This is a genomic window from Sphingopyxis sp. GW821-FHT10B01, from assembly GCF_059415685.1.
Genome location: NZ_JBWKNS010000008.1, coordinates 140,773 through 157,246, shown reverse-complemented (window position 1 = coordinate 157,246; position 16,474 = coordinate 140,773). Strand labels below are relative to the sequence as shown.

18 protein-coding genes are annotated in these 16,474 nt (G+C 64.7%); 8 read left to right on the top strand and 10 right to left on the bottom strand.

Going from position 1 to position 16,474, the window contains the following annotated elements:
- Positions 1 to 22: 22 nt before the first annotated feature.
- From AC07NV_RS21460 to plsY, 4 genes are all read right to left on the bottom strand, one after another.
- On the bottom strand, positions 23 to 691 hold the full coding sequence (locus tag AC07NV_RS21460; RefSeq protein WP_495168419.1) for a hypothetical protein: 669 nt from the start codon (positions 689 to 691) through the stop codon (positions 23 to 25).
- A 176-nt stretch (positions 692 to 867) separates the two neighbouring features.
- On the bottom strand, positions 868 to 2,472 hold the full coding sequence (locus AC07NV_RS21455; RefSeq protein ID WP_495168418.1) for a vWA domain-containing protein: 1,605 nt from the start codon (positions 2,470 to 2,472) through the stop codon (positions 868 to 870).
- A 111-nt stretch (positions 2,473 to 2,583) separates the two neighbouring features.
- Positions 2,584 to 3,669 carry a DNA-processing protein DprA gene (dprA, locus tag AC07NV_RS21450; protein ID WP_495168417.1) on the bottom strand — a complete coding sequence of 362 codons (1,086 nt, stop codon included), beginning with the start codon at positions 3,667 to 3,669 and terminating at the stop codon, positions 2,584 to 2,586.
- Entirely contained in the window at positions 3,666 to 4,268 is a 603-nt protein-coding gene (plsY, locus tag AC07NV_RS21445) for a glycerol-3-phosphate 1-O-acyltransferase PlsY (RefSeq protein WP_495168416.1), read from the bottom strand. Before plsY ends, dprA begins: the two co-directional genes overlap by 4 nt.
- Positions 4,269 to 4,389: 121 nt before the next feature.
- Here plsY and murI point away from each other — a divergent pair, with 121 nt between their 5' ends.
- Positions 4,390 to 5,193 carry a glutamate racemase gene (gene murI, locus AC07NV_RS21440; RefSeq protein WP_495168415.1) on the top strand — a complete coding sequence of 268 codons (804 nt, stop codon included), beginning with the start codon at positions 4,390 to 4,392 and terminating at the stop codon, positions 5,191 to 5,193.
- 6 nt (positions 5,194 to 5,199) lie between these two features.
- Here the strand turns inward: murI and AC07NV_RS21435 are convergent, their stop codons facing one another.
- Entirely contained in the window at positions 5,200 to 5,724 is a 525-nt protein-coding gene (locus tag AC07NV_RS21435; protein ID WP_495168414.1) for a hypothetical protein, read from the bottom strand.
- A 231-nt stretch (positions 5,725 to 5,955) separates the two neighbouring features.
- Here AC07NV_RS21435 and hemA point away from each other — a divergent pair, with 231 nt between their 5' ends.
- From hemA to AC07NV_RS21415, 4 genes are all read left to right on the top strand, one after another.
- Positions 5,956 to 7,176: a 5-aminolevulinate synthase gene (gene hemA, locus AC07NV_RS21430; RefSeq protein ID WP_495168413.1), complete on the top strand. Its 1,221-nt coding sequence runs from the start codon at positions 5,956 to 5,958 to the stop codon at positions 7,174 to 7,176.
- Complete coding sequence (locus AC07NV_RS21425; RefSeq protein WP_495168412.1) at positions 7,173 to 7,862, top strand: nitroreductase; 690 nt, start codon at positions 7,173 to 7,175, stop codon at positions 7,860 to 7,862. Before hemA ends, AC07NV_RS21425 begins: the two co-directional genes overlap by 4 nt.
- An 11-nt stretch (positions 7,863 to 7,873) precedes the next feature.
- Positions 7,874 to 8,029, top strand: coding sequence for a hypothetical protein (locus tag AC07NV_RS21420; protein WP_495168411.1), 156 nt, complete (start codon positions 7,874 to 7,876; stop codon positions 8,027 to 8,029).
- Positions 8,030 to 8,131: 102 nt separating this feature from the next.
- Positions 8,132 to 9,403 (top strand): YceI family protein, encoded by a 1,272-nt coding sequence (locus AC07NV_RS21415; protein ID WP_495168410.1) that lies wholly within the window; start codon positions 8,132 to 8,134, stop codon positions 9,401 to 9,403.
- A 9-nt stretch (positions 9,404 to 9,412) separates the two neighbouring features.
- Here AC07NV_RS21415 and AC07NV_RS21410 read toward each other — a convergent pair whose 3' ends face one another.
- From AC07NV_RS21410 to AC07NV_RS21390, 5 genes are all read right to left on the bottom strand, one after another.
- Positions 9,413 to 10,006, bottom strand: a complete 594-nt coding sequence (locus AC07NV_RS21410) for a GNAT family N-acetyltransferase (protein WP_495168409.1) — start codon at positions 10,004 to 10,006, stop codon at positions 9,413 to 9,415.
- A gap of 48 nt (positions 10,007 to 10,054) precedes the next feature.
- On the bottom strand, positions 10,055 to 10,714 hold the full coding sequence (locus tag AC07NV_RS21405) for a class I SAM-dependent methyltransferase (protein WP_495168408.1): 660 nt from the start codon (positions 10,712 to 10,714) through the stop codon (positions 10,055 to 10,057).
- Positions 10,715 to 10,716: 2 nt separating this feature from the next.
- A complete protein-coding gene (locus tag AC07NV_RS21400; RefSeq protein ID WP_495168407.1) occupies positions 10,717 to 11,934 on the bottom strand; it encodes a BtaA family protein in 1,218 nt (405 codons plus the stop codon).
- 182 nt (positions 11,935 to 12,116) lie between these two features.
- On the bottom strand, positions 12,117 to 12,563 hold the full coding sequence (locus tag AC07NV_RS21395; protein ID WP_495168406.1) for a hypothetical protein: 447 nt from the start codon (positions 12,561 to 12,563) through the stop codon (positions 12,117 to 12,119).
- A 49-nt stretch (positions 12,564 to 12,612) separates the two neighbouring features.
- Positions 12,613 to 13,602, bottom strand: a complete 990-nt coding sequence (locus tag AC07NV_RS21390) for a threonine ammonia-lyase (protein WP_495168405.1) — start codon at positions 13,600 to 13,602, stop codon at positions 12,613 to 12,615.
- A 65-nt stretch (positions 13,603 to 13,667) separates the two neighbouring features.
- Here AC07NV_RS21390 and AC07NV_RS21385 point away from each other — a divergent pair, with 65 nt between their 5' ends.
- From AC07NV_RS21385 to AC07NV_RS21375, 3 genes are all read left to right on the top strand, one after another.
- Positions 13,668 to 14,876 carry a saccharopine dehydrogenase family protein gene (locus tag AC07NV_RS21385; protein ID WP_495168404.1) on the top strand — a complete coding sequence of 403 codons (1,209 nt, stop codon included), beginning with the start codon at positions 13,668 to 13,670 and terminating at the stop codon, positions 14,874 to 14,876.
- Between the two features lie 162 nt (positions 14,877 to 15,038).
- Complete coding sequence (locus AC07NV_RS21380) at positions 15,039 to 16,124, top strand: alpha/beta fold hydrolase (protein ID WP_495168403.1); 1,086 nt, start codon at positions 15,039 to 15,041, stop codon at positions 16,122 to 16,124.
- The gene (locus AC07NV_RS21375) at positions 16,121 to 16,474 is read left to right on the top strand and encodes a DMT family protein (RefSeq protein ID WP_495168402.1); all 354 of its coding nucleotides are present in this window, start codon (positions 16,121 to 16,123) and stop codon (positions 16,472 to 16,474) included. The genes AC07NV_RS21380 and AC07NV_RS21375 overlap by 4 nt, the downstream gene beginning before the upstream one ends.

The following is a 16,474-nucleotide window of genomic DNA, read 5'->3' as shown; positions in this document are numbered from 1 at the left end:
GGTGGCGCCGTCGAGCGCTGCGTCAACCGAAAATTTCCTGTAACGTCGATGCCGGTTGCTCGATATTCAAGAGCAGGCTCACCGCGGCGAGATAAGCTCCGACAACACCGACCGCCGCGACCAGATTTGTCGCGACCAGCCACCCCAATCCATATTCGGCGGCGAGTGCAGGCGCCGACAGCTCGACTGCCAGCGGTGCCACCGACAGCAGGAACAGGATCAGTCCGACTCCGAGGGCGGCGGGCCAGTGCACGGCCAGCATGTCCCAACTGCGCTGCATCGCGGCTCTGCGGCCCGCCCCTTCGCGAACCAGCAAAGGCCCCGCCAGATACCAGCGGGCGAAGATATAGAGCCCCGGCAACACGAGAAAGACCAGCCCCAGCAACACGCCGAGTCCGACCAATATGCCCTGCAAATAGACGCTCAGCGCGTTGGCCACGGGCATGGCAGGCACGATCCCTGCCTGTTCGAGCGCTTCGCGCGTGATCCAGACCTGGATGAAGGTGATCGCGATGCCATAGCCGATCAGGATAGCGCTCCCGCTGCCGCCGACACGCTCGATGGCGACATCTGACACAACACCGGCCATCGCGGTCGCGAGCCATGCGACCACAGCAATACGCGGCATCGCTGCGGCCATGCTCCACGTCCGACGCAAAGTCGGAACCAGCAAGCTTGCGTCATATTGCATGACCGATATTCCCCTTCGCCCTGTTACGCGCGAGGGTGGCGGGCGCCCTGCCATCCCGTCAAGAGGGATATCCGGAACGCCCGCTCCCGGATCGGTCCACGCTGCCCGATCGGCATTGTGCTGGCGAGGCTCGCCGCCTTTGTTGTACCGATCAGATGCGAGGACGAGTCAACGCCTTATTGATTTTCCCATTTGAAGCCGGCGGGCAGGATGCATTTGCCCGCGTCATATTTGCCGACGCTGCGGATGATCTCATTGTCGTCGGGCTCGATCCGGCGGCCGCTGATCTGGGTATCGATCACGCGGCGGACCAGCGCGTCGAGGCGGGTGACCAGATAGCAGTCGATTGCCGGCGGTGCGTGCGGATTGCCCACGCCGCTGTCGTCGGTCAGGAACAAATAGCGCGACTGGGTCGCAGCGGCCATCGCACGCATCGCATATTCGGCCTTGTCGGCGACGCCCGAGGCGGCGACCGGAGTGATATGGATACGTTTGGCGCGTGCCGCTTCTGCCGCTTGCCATGTTCGCCCGAACCGCTCGTCGTGCGGCGGTGCATCGGCGACGAGCAGCAGCGATTTCACCGCGTCAGGGCGCCAGTCCTGTGCCACGGCGCGGATCATCGCCTGATCCATGGCCTCGGGATAATCGCCCCCGCCATTGGCTTCCTGCCGCGCGAGAGCGCCTTGTGCGCGCCCGACATCGCGGTCGAAAGCGATGGTGCGCGTGACATAATCGTCACCCAGATCGCGATAGAAGACAAAGCCGATGCGGATGTCGAGATCGCGGTGCTTCGCGGTGATCGCGCCGATGATCGATCGCAGCTCGGCCTGAAGATAATTGATCTCGTCACCCATGCTGCCCGTCGTGTCGACAACAAGCATCAGATCGAGCTTGGTCACCTTCGCGGCGGCCTGGTTCGCGGTCAGTCCGACGAGTTGCCCGCCCGCCGCATTGGCGACCAGAACGGGCCGCGCGTCGGCGATCGACCGCCCCGCCTGTCGCGCCGAAACGGTGATCCGCTCGCTCAGCCGGTCGAGGCCGGGGAAGAAGACCGCGCTGCCGTCGGCCTGCGTCGCCATGGTGATGCTGTTTCCGTCGCTGCACGTCACGATAACGTCGGCAAAGGGGATCGGCTGACCGCTGCGGTCGTTGACCTTCACCGTCACGACCCGCGTCGTGTCGACGCGCGGCAGATTGCGGACCTCCTGTCCCAGATCGCCGCTGCGATTGACATAGGCCGCGTAAAGTTCGGGGTTGAGCAGATCGTCATGCTCGCCCGCAGTCAGGATACCCGACTGCGGTTGCGGCTGCGGCCGCGGATAGGGCCGCGGTAGCGGCAGACGCGAGTCCGTCGATGAATCCGGGATGGGAGAACTCGCCAAACGCTCGCTGGCATATTCGTCCGCACGGCTTTCCGTCGCCGGCGCGGCAATGCTCGATCCTGTCACCACGACTTCCGATGTGTCGTCCGTCGCATAGGAGGGCGCAGGTGGCGCCATCGGAGGTGGCGGCGGCGGTGGCGGTGGCGGAGGAGGCGCGGGTTCGGCCGTCATCACGCTCTCACGGTCCCTCTTGCTGCCGCCCGTCGTCTTGATCCCGCCGAGGGGCTGTTGCGTCTGCGGCCGAATCTCGGGGTCCAGCTGCGGCAAAGGGGCGGCATTGCGGCAGAAGCCCTGGTCGGGAGCAGATCGGGCATGTGCCATCGCGATCGGGATTGGGGCGGGCGCCGAGGTCAGCACCGCGAACATCGTAACGCCTGTCAGGTAACGGCTTCGCATCATCAAACTCCCCACCATGTGATACAATATCATTAGATTGTGGGTCAGCCGCTGAACGGCGGCTGAACCCCGGTAAGCGTTAGATTGCTGTTGGTTACGCCGCTGTGCGAGCCGTCACACGAGAGAAATTTTCGCTCCCGCGTGGCGCTCGACGCGGCCCGCAAGCTCAAGCTCGAGCAGGACGAGCTGGACTGTCGCCATGGGCTGTCCCGACTGGCGCACCAGTTCATCGACCGCCACCGGCGTCGGCCCAAGCAGGTCGATCAAAGCCCGGCGATCGCCATCGCCCGCATCGGGCCACGCCGGGGTCGTGGAATAGGCGCGCGCGGGTTCGCGGACCATGCGGTTATCGATCGGCCCCACGGCTTCCAGAATATCGTCGACTGTCTGGATCAGGGTTGCGCCTTCGCGGATCAGCAGATTGCATCCCTGCGCGCGCGGATCGAGCGGCGATCCCGGAACCGCCATCACTTCGCGCCCATAATCGCCAGCCCGGCGCGCCGTGATCAGCGACCCCGATTTCGGCGCCGCCTCGATCACCACCGTGCCGTGTGCCAGTCCCGCGATGATCCGGTTGCGCGACGGGAAATGGCGCGCGAGCGGTTCGGTGCCCGGCGGCTGTTCGGCAATCAGCAACTGATCGCTTGCGATCCTTTCCTGCAAAGCAGCATTTTCGGGTGGAAAGGCGATGTCGATCCCGCTGGCGATTACCCCCACCGTCGATCCGCCGAGCGCACCGACGTGCGCCGCGGTGTCGACGCCGCGTGCGAGCCCGCTGACGACCGTGATATCTCGCGCCGCAAGATCGGCGGCAAGCTGGCGCGCGAAACGACACGCGATCGCCGACGCGTTGCGCGCGCCGACGATGGCGACACAGGGACGCCGCAACATCGCAGTATCGCCGCGCACGACGACCACCGGCGGGGCACCTTCGACCTCGCGCAGCAAGGGCGAATAACCGTCTTCGTCGCTGAAGATATGGCGTGCGCCCAGCGTGGCCGCACGATCGAGCTCGCGCTCGGCCATGTCGGCGGACGCGATCCTGGGCTTGCCGGCGCCGCCGCGCAGGACCAGATCGGGCAGCGCGTCGAGCGCGGCCTCGCCAGAACCGAAACGCGACATGAGCTGATACCAGCTCACCGGGCCGACCTGCGGCGTGCGGATCAGCCGCAGCCGCGCCAGCCGCTCGGCGTGCGTCACACCGGCTCCTTTTTTCCGCCGATCCGCGGCTCGGTCCCGGCGCGCAGCCGCACGATATTTTCGCGGTGCCGCCACAGCACGATCACCGCCAGTCCGGCGAGACCGATCGCGTAAACCGGATAACCGAGCGCCAGTGCTGCGACGGGCGCCGAAATCGCGCCCAGCATCCCGCCGAGCGACGAGATGCGCAACAGCAAGACGGTCCCGAGCCAGACGAGCGCAAAAACCAGCCCGATCGGCCAGGCGAGGGCGAGGGCGAGGCCGAGCAGCGTCGCGACCCCCTTGCCGCCCCGGAAATTCAGCCAGACGGGATAACAATGGCCGATCATCGCCGCGGCGCCTGCGATCATCGCGCCGTCCTGTCCAAGTTCGGGCGCAAAATGGCGCGCGAGCAGTACGGCGACCGCCCCCTTCGCGCCATCGAGGATCAGCGTTCCCGCCGCCAGCCCCTTGCGCCCGGTACGCAATACATTGGTCGCGCCGATATTGCCCGACCCGATCTGGCGCAAATCCCCCGCGCCGAACAGCCGCGTCAGGATCACGCCAAAGGGGATTGAGCCGAGAAGATATCCGACGGCGACCAGCAAAAATAACGTCATGAAAATCCCCGTTCCGTTCAAGGCCAGTGTGGCGATGTTGGTCGACGCAATCAATGGATAGGATGCCGTGATCGCCAAAATGGATTTGATAGCCGCCGCTCCGCCCTGCTAGGCGCTGCACATGCACCCTGCTCCCGACGCGCCCATCCTCTTCTTCGACAGCGGCCTTGGCGGGCTCACCGTGCTCGGCCCGACGCGCGCGTTGCTGCCGACCGCGCCGATCGTCTATGCCGCCGACTATGCCGGGCTGCCCTATGGCCAGAAAAGCGAGGCCGAACTCGCAGCACGGGTGCCGGCGCTGCTCGGGCGGCTCGTCGAACGTTACCAACCGCGTCTTGCGGTCATCGCGTGCAACACCGCCTCGACGATCGCACTTGCGCATGTTCGCGCCGCACTCGACCTGCCGATCGTCGGCACGGTTCCCGCAATCAAGCCCGCGGCCGAACTCACCCAAAGCGGCGTCATCGGCGTGCTCGGCACCGAGGCGACGGTGCGCCAGCCCTATGTCGACGATCTGAGCGCGAAGTTCGCCGCCGGCAAGACGGTGCTACGCCATGGCAGCCCCGGCCTCGTGACCGGCGCCGAGGCAAAGCTGCGCGGCGAAGCGATCGATCCCGCGGTGATCGATCGCGCCGTCGCGGGTCTTCGCGACCAGCCCGGCGGCGAAGCGCTCGACGTGATCGTCCTCGCCTGCACCCATTTCCCGCTGCTGCAGGATGAATTGCAGGCCGCCGTCGGGCCGGGTGTCCGGTTGATCGACGGCGCCGAAGGCATTGCGCGGCGTGTCGCGGCCTTGACCAAAGGCCAGTCCTGGCCCGCGACCGCGTCGCCGGGCATCGCAGTCTTCACGCGAAGCGACGACCGGCCGCCTCCGCCGCTCGCCGCGCTGGCGCCCTATGGCATCGGCGCGATCGAGACGATCTAGCCGAAATCATTCGGCCCCGGCGGCGCAGGATGTCAGCCAGGCACGCTCTTCGGGTTCCGGCCCCTGATCGCCCAATGTGCGGACGCGCGGCACTCCGGACTGACGGGTTCTCCCGGCGCAGGTTGCGGCATCGTCCCCCGACGCACCGAGTAGCCGCCCGTTGCACAGAAACAGCTTCTCGTCCGAGACACCCCATCCGACCTTTTCGGCGCCGTCCGGCGCCCGGCCCGCGCAATAGGTATCGGTTTCCGACCCCGGATCGCCGCAGATCTTTTCGATATGGGCGACATTGGCTTTCACGGTGCCGACAAATCTCTGTTCATAATAGGCGTTCGTCGCAAAATAGCGCTGGACGCCGCAGACCCGGGTGCCGCGCTGGGCGAGCAGCGTATAGTCGCAGATTTCGGAGCCCTGCCAGGTTTCGCAGCTCATCCAGGCTCCGTCGAACGGCGCGGGCGCCTGCGCGGGTGCCGGTTTCGCCGCCGAGACACCCGCGGCAATCGACAACAGGGCAATCATGACAAGACGCATATCGGAATCGTTCCTTTCGGTTTCGGGTCTGCCAGGCATCTGGCCGCAACGGGCTTATGCGGCAGTGAAATCGATCACAACGCCAGACAGGTTCAAGGTGAACCAATAGGACAATTTGTCCATGACTTGCGAATCGTTCGCACTGGATTTCAGCCAGATTCAGCGCTATTGGCCCGCGTGTTAATAGCCGCTGGAGGGAGCGGCGGTGCCACCTTACTGCGGGGCTGCAACGTGAACTATAACGATATTTTCGCACGCGCGATCGACCGGCTGCACGAGGAAGGACGCTACCGCGTCTTCATCGATATTCTGCGCAACCGGGGCTCTTTTCCGAACGCACGCTGCTTTGCCGGCCACAACGGGCCGAAGCCGATCACCGTCTGGTGCTCGAACGACTATCTCGCGATGGGTCAGCATCCCAAGGTCGTCACCGCGATGGAAGAGGCGCTGCACGACGTCGGCGCCGGATCGGGCGGCACCCGGAACATCGGCGGCAACACCCATTATCACATCGACCTCGAGCATGAACTCGCCGACTTGCACGGCAAGGACGGCGCGCTGCTCTTCACCTCGGGCTATATCTCGAACGAGGCGACGCTCGGCACGCTCGGCAAACTGCTGCCGAACTGCATCATCTATTCGGACGAACTCAACCATGCCTCGATGATCGCGGGCATCCGCAATTCGGGCTGCGAAAAGCGCGTGTGGCGTCACAACGATCTCGCGCATCTCGAGGAATTGATGGCGGCCGACGATCCCGAAGCCGCCAAGCTGATCGCGTTCGAAAGCGTCTATTCGATGGACGGCGACGTCGCCCCGATCCACGCGATCTGCGACCTCGCCGACAAATATAACGCCCTCACCTATTGCGACGAAGTCCATGCCGTCGGCATGTACGGCCCGCGCGGCGGCGGCATCACCGACCGCGACGAGGCCGCGGACCGTGTGACGATTATCGAAGGCACGCTCGGCAAGGCATTCGGCGTGATGGGCGGCTATATCGCCGCCGACAAGAATATCATCGACGTGATCCGCTCCTACGCGCCGGGCTTTATCTTCACGACCAGCCTGTCGCCGGTGCTCGTCGCCGGCGTGCTCGCCAGCGTTCGCCACCTCAAATCATCGAGCGTCGAACGCGAGGCGCAGCAGGAAGCCGCCGCCTATCTCAAGGCGAGCTTCCGCGACGCCGGCCTGCCGGTGATGGACTCGACGACGCACATCGTCCCGCTGATGGTCGGCGACCCGGTGCGCGCGAAGAAGATCAGCGACATCCTGCTTGCCGAATATGGCGTCTATGTGCAGCCGATCAATTTCCCGACCGTGCCGCGCGGCACCGAACGCCTGCGTTTCACGCCGGGTCCGGCGCATGACGAGGCGATGATGCGCGAACTGACGGTGGCGCTGACCGAAATCTGGGGCCGGCTGGAGCTGGAGCTGCGCAAGGCCGCGTGACAAGCGCACCCGGCTTTGACGAAATCGTCGTTGGTCGCCGCTCGATCCGCGGCTTCCTCGACAAGCCCGTACCCAAGGCGCTCATTGCCGAAGTGATCGAGGTCGCGATGCGTGCGCCCTCGTCCTTCAACAACCAGTGCTGGAACTTCTCGGTCGTAACCGGTGCCGCGCTCGAGGCGATCCGCACGGGCAACACCGAAGGCATCCTCGGCGGCAAGCCCGACAGCCGCGAGTTCCGCCGCTTCGACGGCATCGCCGACGACCATCGCGGCCGCCAGATCGAGATCGCCAAGCAATTGTTCGGCGCCATGGGCATTGCCCGCGAAGACAAGGACGCCCGGCAGGACTGGGTCTTGCGCGGCTTCCGCCAGTTCGACGCGCCGGTCAGCATCGTCGTGACCTATGACAGCGTCCTGCTCGGCAGCGACATCGCTCCCTTCGACTGCGGCGCGGTGACCAACGCGCTGGTCAACGCGGCCTGGTCGCGCGGGCTCGGCTGCGTCATCAACAGCCAGGGGATCATGCAAAGCCCCGTCGTGCGCGAACATGCGCATATTCCGGACGACCAGGTGATCATGATCTGCGTCGCGATGGGCTGGCCCGATGCCGATTTTCCCGCCAATGCGGTGGTGTCCAACCGCAAGAGCGTCGACGAGGCGGTGCGCTTCGTCGGCTTCGACGATTAGCGCAGCGCGCGATGCCGTTCGACCTGCTCGACGCGCTGGGAATTGTTGGTGAAGCAGCCAGCGGCCTTCCCGACCCCCGAAGTCGACGCGAACGCATCGGGTGCTGGCTGGGCCTCGCCGTCGTGGCGATGGTGGTCGTAATCCTCGTCCTCGTGTCGCAAATCTGACCGGGTTCGCGGCTCGTGTGGCAGCGGTCAACCTTCGACAAGATGGCATCGAGCCGATAGTGTAAATTGCGACTCCGGCCTCGCCGACCAAGAAGGATTGTCATGCAAGCACAGCGTTATAGCTACACCGCGATCACCCTGCACTGGCTCCTCGCGCTGCTGCTGGCATTCCAGATCGCGCTCGGCCAGACGCTGGAAGGCCACAACACGTCCGAATTGTTCACGCGTTATCAGCTGCATAAATCGGTGGGCATCCTGATTCTGGTGCTCAGTCTCGCCCGCCTTACGGCGCGCCTTGTCACTCCCCGCCCGCCAGCGTCCGAAGGTCCGGCGTGGACGCGCGCGCTCGCCACGATAGTCCATTGGCTCTTCTATCTGGTGCTGATCCTCGGCCCGATCACGGGGTGGCTGATCGTTTCGACCGCCAAAATCCAGGTCCCCACCTTGCTTTTTGGCGTCATCCCCCTGCCTCACCTCCCCGTCGGCCATGGCTGGCACGAACCGGCCGAAACCATCCACGGTGCCATGGCGCGGCTGGCAATCGCGCTGTTCGCGCTTCATATCGTCGGCGCGCTTCGCCACCAGTGGCTGCTCGGCAAGCCCGAGCTCCAGCGGATGATTCCTTTTGCGCGCGGCAAGCCCGTGTGGGCCGCGATCGGCGCGCTGGCGCTGGTCATCGGCGCGTTTGCCGTGGGCAAGCTGGTCTCGCCTGATCGGAGCCGGCCCGCCGCGGAAAAGGCGATCGCTTCGCCCGCTACGGCCACCGCTGTGCCAGCGGCGGCGCCTGCTGCAGCTGAAACCGACGAAACACTGCCAGCCAACGCGACCGAAACTGCACCTGAAGACGCGGCCCAGCCGCTCGCCGACTGGACCGTCGCTTCGGGCGGGCGGCTCGGCTTTACCGCACGCTGGAACGGCGAAGCGATCGACGGCCGTTTCAGCCGCTGGCGCTCGACGATCCGCTTCAGCCCCGACGAGCTCGCCAAGTCGACCATAAGCGTCACGGTCGACCTCGCCTCGGCGAACACCGGCGACGGGCAGCGCGACGATTCGCTGAAAAGTAGCGATTTCTTCGACACCGGCGCGCATCCGGCCGCGGTCTTCGCCGCACGCGACATCCGTCATCTCGGCGGGGATCGCTACGAAGCGCGCGGCACGCTCGACCTGCGCGGCGTCAGCAAGCCCGCGACCTTGCGCTTCACATTGCGTATCGACGGCGACAAGGCGCGCGTCACCGGAACCGCGCGCATCGACCGCACCGCCTTCGGCGTCGGTCAGGGCGAATGGGCGGCAACCGATGCGATCGCCGCCGGAGTGGATGTCGCCTTTTCCTTCACCGCGACGCGCCCGGCTTCCAAGCCGACGGTCCAGTAAGGGACGCACTCAGCGCGGCGGCCGCATCATTCCCCAGAAATGCGGCCCGCCGCCGGGCACGTCCCATTCGGCCTGCGTGACGAACCCCAGCCGCTCGTAAAGCGGTACATTCTCCGTTGTCGCCGTCTCCAGCCAGCACGGCAGGCCGTCGGCGTCGGCAACGGCAGTTTGCGCGCGGATGATCCGTCCGCCATGGCCCTTGCCCTGGTGCCCGGGGCGGACCCCGACATAATGGAGATACCAGAAACGCCCCTTCGGCCTGTGTGCGTCGATGCCGCCCTGCACCTTCAACCCGCGCGGCAAGGCGGCGCCGAACGTCGCGACCAGCGGAATTACGGTGCGCAGAAATTCGAAGCCGCCGCTATGCGCGCGCCCCGGCGCGCGCCAAAGTGCCGCCGCCTCATCGCCCTCCGACCGCAGCACGATGCCCGCGCGGGCATCGGCGGGAACAAGCGTCGCGAACAGGCTGCGCAATGCACGGGCACGGTGCGCGGGATCGGGCAATATCCATGATAGCGCGGGGTCGGTCTGGAACGCCTGCGCCAGCGTCTCGGCGACGCCGCCCCGTTCGCTGGGTCCCGCCGTAAAGATCATATCGGTCATCGCGCCTCCACTCGCAAAAAGAGCAGGCGCCGCGCCGCTTGGCAAGGATTAGCGCGGGCGCTTGTCGAGCCGCAGCGACCAGGCATAGCCGCGATAGAGCCGTGTCACCGCGAGGCGTCCGCCCGCGTCGTTTGCGACCTCGCGCGCCGCTTCGATCAGCAGCGCGCGCGGCGCAACATGAAAGCGCGCCAACCAGCCGAACAGTGCCGCGCGAAACCAGTCCGGCATGTCTTCCTGCTGCCCGAAATCGACGATGTGGAGCGAGCCATAGGCCGACAGGTGGCGCGCCGCTTCACGGATGGCGCCCTGCCAGTCAGGGATCATCGACAGCGTATAACTCTGGAAGATGCGGTCAAAACTGCGCAGCCGAAACAGGCCCTGCGGATCGAAGTCGGTCGCGTCGCCCTGCGCGACGGTCACCCTTCGCGCCATCCCGGCACGGGCAATCGCCGCACGCGCCGTCTTCAGCATCTCTTCCGAAATATCGATCCCGTGGAAATGCGCGCCTGGCCAACAGCGCGCAGCGGCGATCAGGTTGCGCCCTGTGCCGCAGCCGATTTCGAGCACGTGCCCGCCGACCGGCGGCGCCAATTCGTCGATCAGCCGGTCGCGCCCGAGTAGATAATATTTGCGCGTCAGGTCATAGATATGACGCTGGCCGCGATAGACGCCGTCCATCAGCGCGGCGTGCCCCTCCCCCGCCGCCATGGTCAGCCTTTCAGGACATAGAGATGGACCCCGCCATAAATCGCCGAGCGGTCGCGCCGCGTATAATCGAGCGATTCGGCGGCGCGATAATCCCAGCATTGCAGGATGTCGTCGGAAAGCCGCCCCGGCAGAAGGCTCGGCTCGGCGGCGGTGCGGAACAGGACGCGTGCGCCGGGCCGCGCCGTGCGCGTCACTTCGCTCCACAGCGCGGTCAGCTGCGCGTCGGTCATCCAGTCCTGCGCGTCGAGGAAGATATAGCGGTCGAAGCTGGCGGCGTCGGCGGCGGCGAGCATGTCGGTCATGTTCGCGTGCAGCATCGTCACGCGGTCGGCGCGCGTGCGGACAGCCTGATAATTGGCTGCCTGCAGATAGGGCGGCAGCGGCGCCGCGGCGCCCTTGCCATAACCGCGCCCGAACGCCTGCCACGCGAAATAATTTTCTTCGAGCGGGAAGTCGCAGGTCAGTTTTTCCAACCGGCTGCGCAGCACGTCGGCCATCGGCTTGCCGCCAGCCAGCGCATCATATTGCGCCGGGGGGATGCCGAGGCCGAAGAGCGACGAGCGCTGGTCGGTGATCCAGCGGATGAATTTGCGGTCAAAGAAAGGCGCGAACTTTTCCTCGAAGATCGCGCGTTGCTCCTCGATTGTTTTGGCGGCGAGGAACTGGCGCGGATCGATGCGGTGCATCCGCGCGACGAGGTGCGCAAGCCCTATGAAGCCGCCGAGCAGCCCGCGCTTGTAGAGACCGTGTGCAAAGCCGTTGATCCGGCGGCGTCCGGCAAGATCGCGGCCCTCCCAATAGCGCCGGCTCGTTTCGTCGAGATGCGGGCGGACGAAAGCGCGATAGTCTGCGATGTTCAAATCATTGTCGGCGTCGGCGAAAAAGCGGTGCAGGCTTCCATGATCGGGCAATCGCCGGATTGCGATGCGCTTCAGATTGTTCAGTGCGACATGTGCCGTGTTCAGGTCGACGGCGACGATCTCGGCGGGGTCGGCGACGAGGTAGGAAAAGACATTGCAGCCACCGCTCGCGATCGTCGCGATTCGGTTGCCTGGCTCGATTGCCAGCGCCTCCATGTCGACGACGGGGTCCTCCCAGATCTGGGCATAGACGAGCCCTTTGAAAGCGAAGGAAAAAGCGCGGTCGAGCAGGCGCTGTTTCCGCGCGCCATCTTCACGGACGACGGCGGCGGCGATCTTGCGATTGGGTAGGCTGGCCATGCGAATGGGTTCCCCGGACAATGTTGATCCGTGGCCGCGCATGGCAGGCTTTCATGGGATTTCCGTGCCGGTTCGATGACAATCCGGCGACAGTGCCGATTATACCCGGCACTTCCCAATCGTCATTCCCGCGGAGCCGCAGACGGCGCGTCGCGCCACCGCGGAAAGGACGAAGCCGCTTTCTAGTCCCGGCAATAACCCTCGCCGTCCTTGACGATCAGGCATTCCTTTTTGCCGGCCAGATATTTCAGCCCGGTTTCGTTGCCGGTGCCGCGGCGAAGGCTCAACTCTTCGCTACCGCGCTTGAACTTGATGCCATGCTCGCTGTCGGTGCCGTCATAGGTCGCCTTGGTGTCGAGGTCCGACTGCATTTCCAGCTTATACTTGCCGGGCTCGCCCGGAGTGATCGTGGCGTACATGCCCTCGACCCCGGTCCATTTACCCGCCCAGCTCGCAAAACGATGCGGCGCGGTCGCCGGATCGGTGGCTTCGGCACCTTCCGGCGGCATGGTTTCGACCGGAACCTCGGTCGTCGTCGTGGCAGTCGGCGCAGGCGCCTCGGCCTTTTCGCACCCGCTCAGCATGACCAGCGCCGCAGCGCCGGCCAGGATCAGACCTTGTTTCTTCATCCGAATTCTCCTTCCCCGCTTCAACGCGCCGAGGAGATCAAATATCCCGTCATTCGGCAAGAATTTCCGCATAATGTTTCGGATCGACATTCCCTCCCGACAGCGTGACGAGCGTCGCGTCGCCCAGTTCGACCTTGCCCGCGAGGACGGCAGCGAGCGCCGCCGCGCCGCCGGGCTCGACGACGAGATGCAGTTTCTCGAACACGACGCGCATCGCACGGCGCACTTCCTCACGCGTCACGACGACGCCGCGGACCCCGCGGGCCTGCAACACGGCGAAATTGATCGGCCAGGTCTGCGGTGTCTGCAGTGCATCGCATTCGGTCGGATAGGACAGGTCCTCGACCGACAGGATTTCGCCCGCGGCGAGGCTGCGCGTCAGATCGTCCCAGCCCTCGGGCTCGACCGCGATTATCTCGGCGTCGGGACAGGCGAGAGCGAGGCCTGCGGTAAGGCCGCCACCGCCGCAACAGGCGATGACCTGGTCGGGGCCCGCGATCCCGCGCGCCGCGAGCTGCGCATGGGCTTCGATTCCGGCGCTGCCCTGTCCTTCGATGATCCACGGATCGCCATAGGCGTGGACGAGTGTTCCGCCGCGCTCGGCGAGCAGCTTCGCCGCAACGGCATCGCGCGATTCGCTGACGCGATCGTACAGCACGACCTCCGCACCCAGCGCGCGCGTCGCCGCGAGCTTCATCTGCGGCGCGTTGCTCGGCATCACGATGGTCGCAGCGATGCCCAGCCGCTTCGCTGCCCATGCGACGCCTTGCGCATGATTGCCGCTCGACACCCCGACAACCCCGGCGGCCGCCTGTTCGGGCGTGAGGTCGGTCAGACGGTGCCACGCCCCGCGAATCTTGAAGGCGCCGACGGGCTGCAGGCATTCGGCTTTGCACCAGATCGTCTTGCCATCGATCTCCATGGGTAAAAGCGGTGTCAGCGGCAGCAGTTGGGCAACCTTGGCTGCGGCGCGTTCGACGCCTGCGAGGGTTGGTGCGCGCGACGGGTTGAGCAGGGGATCGGGGCTTTGCTGTGTCATGGCTTCGTCCTATAGGGCCGGTCATACAAGACAAGCGGCGATAGGGCCGCGACAGGAGATTTTCGATGAGCAAGGTTCTGGTGATCGGCGCAGGCGGCGTCGGTTCGGTCGCAGTGCACAAGATGGCGATGAACCCCGACATCTTTCCCGACATCACGCTGGCCAGCCGCCGCAAGTTCAAGTGCGACGCAATCGCCGAATCGGTCAAGGCCCGCACCGGCGTCACGATCAACACGGCCGAGGTCGACGCCGATCATATCGACGCCACCGCAGCGCTGATCCGCTCGATCGGCGCGACGCACGTCGTGAACCTCGCGCTCCCCTATCAGGACCTCACGATCATGGAGGCGTGCCTGTCGACCGGCGCGCATTATATGGACACCGCTAACTACGAACCGCGCGACGAGGCGAAGTTCGAATATCATTGGCAGTGGGCCTATCAGGACCGCTTCAAGGATGCCGGGCTGATGGCGCTGCTCGGCTCGGGCTTCGACCCCGGCGTGACCAGCGTCTTCACGACCTGGCTCCGCAAGCATCACTTCGACCGCATCGACACGCTCGACATTCTCGACTGCAACGGCGGCGATCACGGCCAGCATTTCGCGACCAACTTCAATCCCGAGATCAACATCCGCGAAGTGACCGCGGTCGCGCGCCACTGGGAAAATGGCGACTGGGTCGAAACCCCGCCGATGTCGGTGAAGCAGCAATTCGATTTCGAAGCCGTCGGCCCGAAGACGATGTACCTCATGTATCATGAGGAAATCGAAAGCCTGAAAACGCATCTGCCCGAAATCCAGCGCATCCGCTTCTGGATGACTTTCGGCGAGGCCTATATCACCCACCTCAATGTGCTGCAGAATGTCGGCATGACGCGGATCGATCCGGTGATTTACGAGGGGCGCGAGATCATTCCGCTGCAGTTCCTCAAAGCCGTGCTGCCCGAACCGTCGAGCCTCGGCGAGACGACGAAAGGCAAGACCAACATCGGCGTCATCGCAACCGGGCTTGGCAAGGACGGCAAGGAAAAGACGCTCTATCTCTACAATATCTGCGACCATGAGGACGCCTACGCCGAAACCGGCAATCAGGCGGTCAGCTACACGACCGGCGTCCCCGCGATGATCGGCGCCGCGATGATGGTAACTGGAACGTGGAATGGTACCGGCGTCTTCAACATGGAACAGCTGGATCCCGATCCCTTTATGGACATGCTGAACCGGCATGGCCTGCCCTGGCAGGTGAAGGAATTGGACGGTCCGTTGGATTTCTGACGGCGTTCCGACCCGAAGCCATCGCTTGCGATACAAAAACCCCGGTCGTGCTGAGCTTGTCGAAGCACCGTTCTTTCTTTCGATGTTGCAAAGATAGGACGGCCCTTCGACAAGCTCGGGGCGAACGGGGCATTTTTGTGCCCGTGTATTGAGAGGCATATCATGAGATTGGTCTTTGCGATCATCACGGCGATCGCACTATCCGCCCCCGTCGCCGCTCAAACCGACGACGCCTACGCCCCCGCCCGCGCGATCGTCGCCGACATCGGCAAGATCGTGACGCCCAACGGCGTACAGGAGACGTTCGAGGTCACGCTCGGCGGCGCGCGACAGATCGTGAACGTGCGCGGAGCGGACAGGGATAACCCGGTCCTGATCTTCGTCCACGGCGGTCCCGGCGCTGTGGAAATGCCCTTCGCCTGGGCCTTCCAGCGGCCATGGGAGGATGTGTTCACCGTCGTCCAGTACGACCAGCGTGGCGCGGGGCGCTCGTACCCGCTCAACGATCCCGCAAGGCTTGCCCCGACGATGACACCCGAACGCTATCGCGACGATGCCATTGAACTGATCGAGCTGATCAAAAAGCGCTACGGCAAGCGCAAGGTCGTGTTGATGGGGCATAGCTGGGGTTCAATCGTCGGCCTGTCGGTAGCCGTGAAGCGCCCCGACCTTTTGTACGCTTATGTCGGCGTCGGTCAGGGCATCGATTTTCGCGAAGGGGAAAAGGCCGGCATGGCATGGACGCGTGCCAAGGCGCTTTCGGCCGAAAATAACGACGCCGTCGCCGCCATCGACGCCCTCGCTCCCTATCCGCAGGGCGAATTCACGATCGCCAAGGCCGACGGCTGGCGCAAATATGCGATGCCGTACGGCTCGCTCATGTACAACAAGCCCGACCTCAACCTCTATTTCCAGACCCCGCGCCTGTCGCCCGAGTACAGCGAGGCCGACAGGCAAGCCTGGGGCAAGGGCAGCCTGTTTTCCGTGATGACGCTGTGGCCCCGGCTTGCCGACGTCAGCTTCACAACGGTGAAGAAGATGGACGTGCCGATCGTCTTTCTGCTCGGACGGCATGACTATACGGTCCCTTCGCCAGTCGCCGCCCAATGGTTCGGGCAGGTTAAAGCCCCCTCGAAGAAACTCGTCTGGCTCGAACATTCGGCGCATATGCCGATGGTCGAGGAACCCGGACATTTCTTTGCCGCGCTGCTCCGCGACGTGCTGCCGCTGACGAAGGAGGCCAAATGACAGCCTATCTCGCGCCGATCGGGCTGCTCATCATCTCCAATATTTTCATGACCTTCGCCTGGTACGGTCACCTGGGCGACATGTCGCGGCCGTTGTGGCTTGCGGTACTGATCGCGTGGGGCATCGCTTTTTTTGAATATTGCCTCGCGGTGCCGGCAAACCGCATGGGCTATGGGGTTTATAGCGCCGCCGAACTCAAGACCTTGCAGGAAGTCATTACACTGGTCATATTCGCTGGGTTCGCGGTCTTCTGGCTCGGTGAGAAGCTGACCCTGAATCATCTCGTCGGCTTCGGTCTGATTGCGGCGGGAGCGTTTTTCATCTTCAAGGGACCGATTGCGGTCTCATAG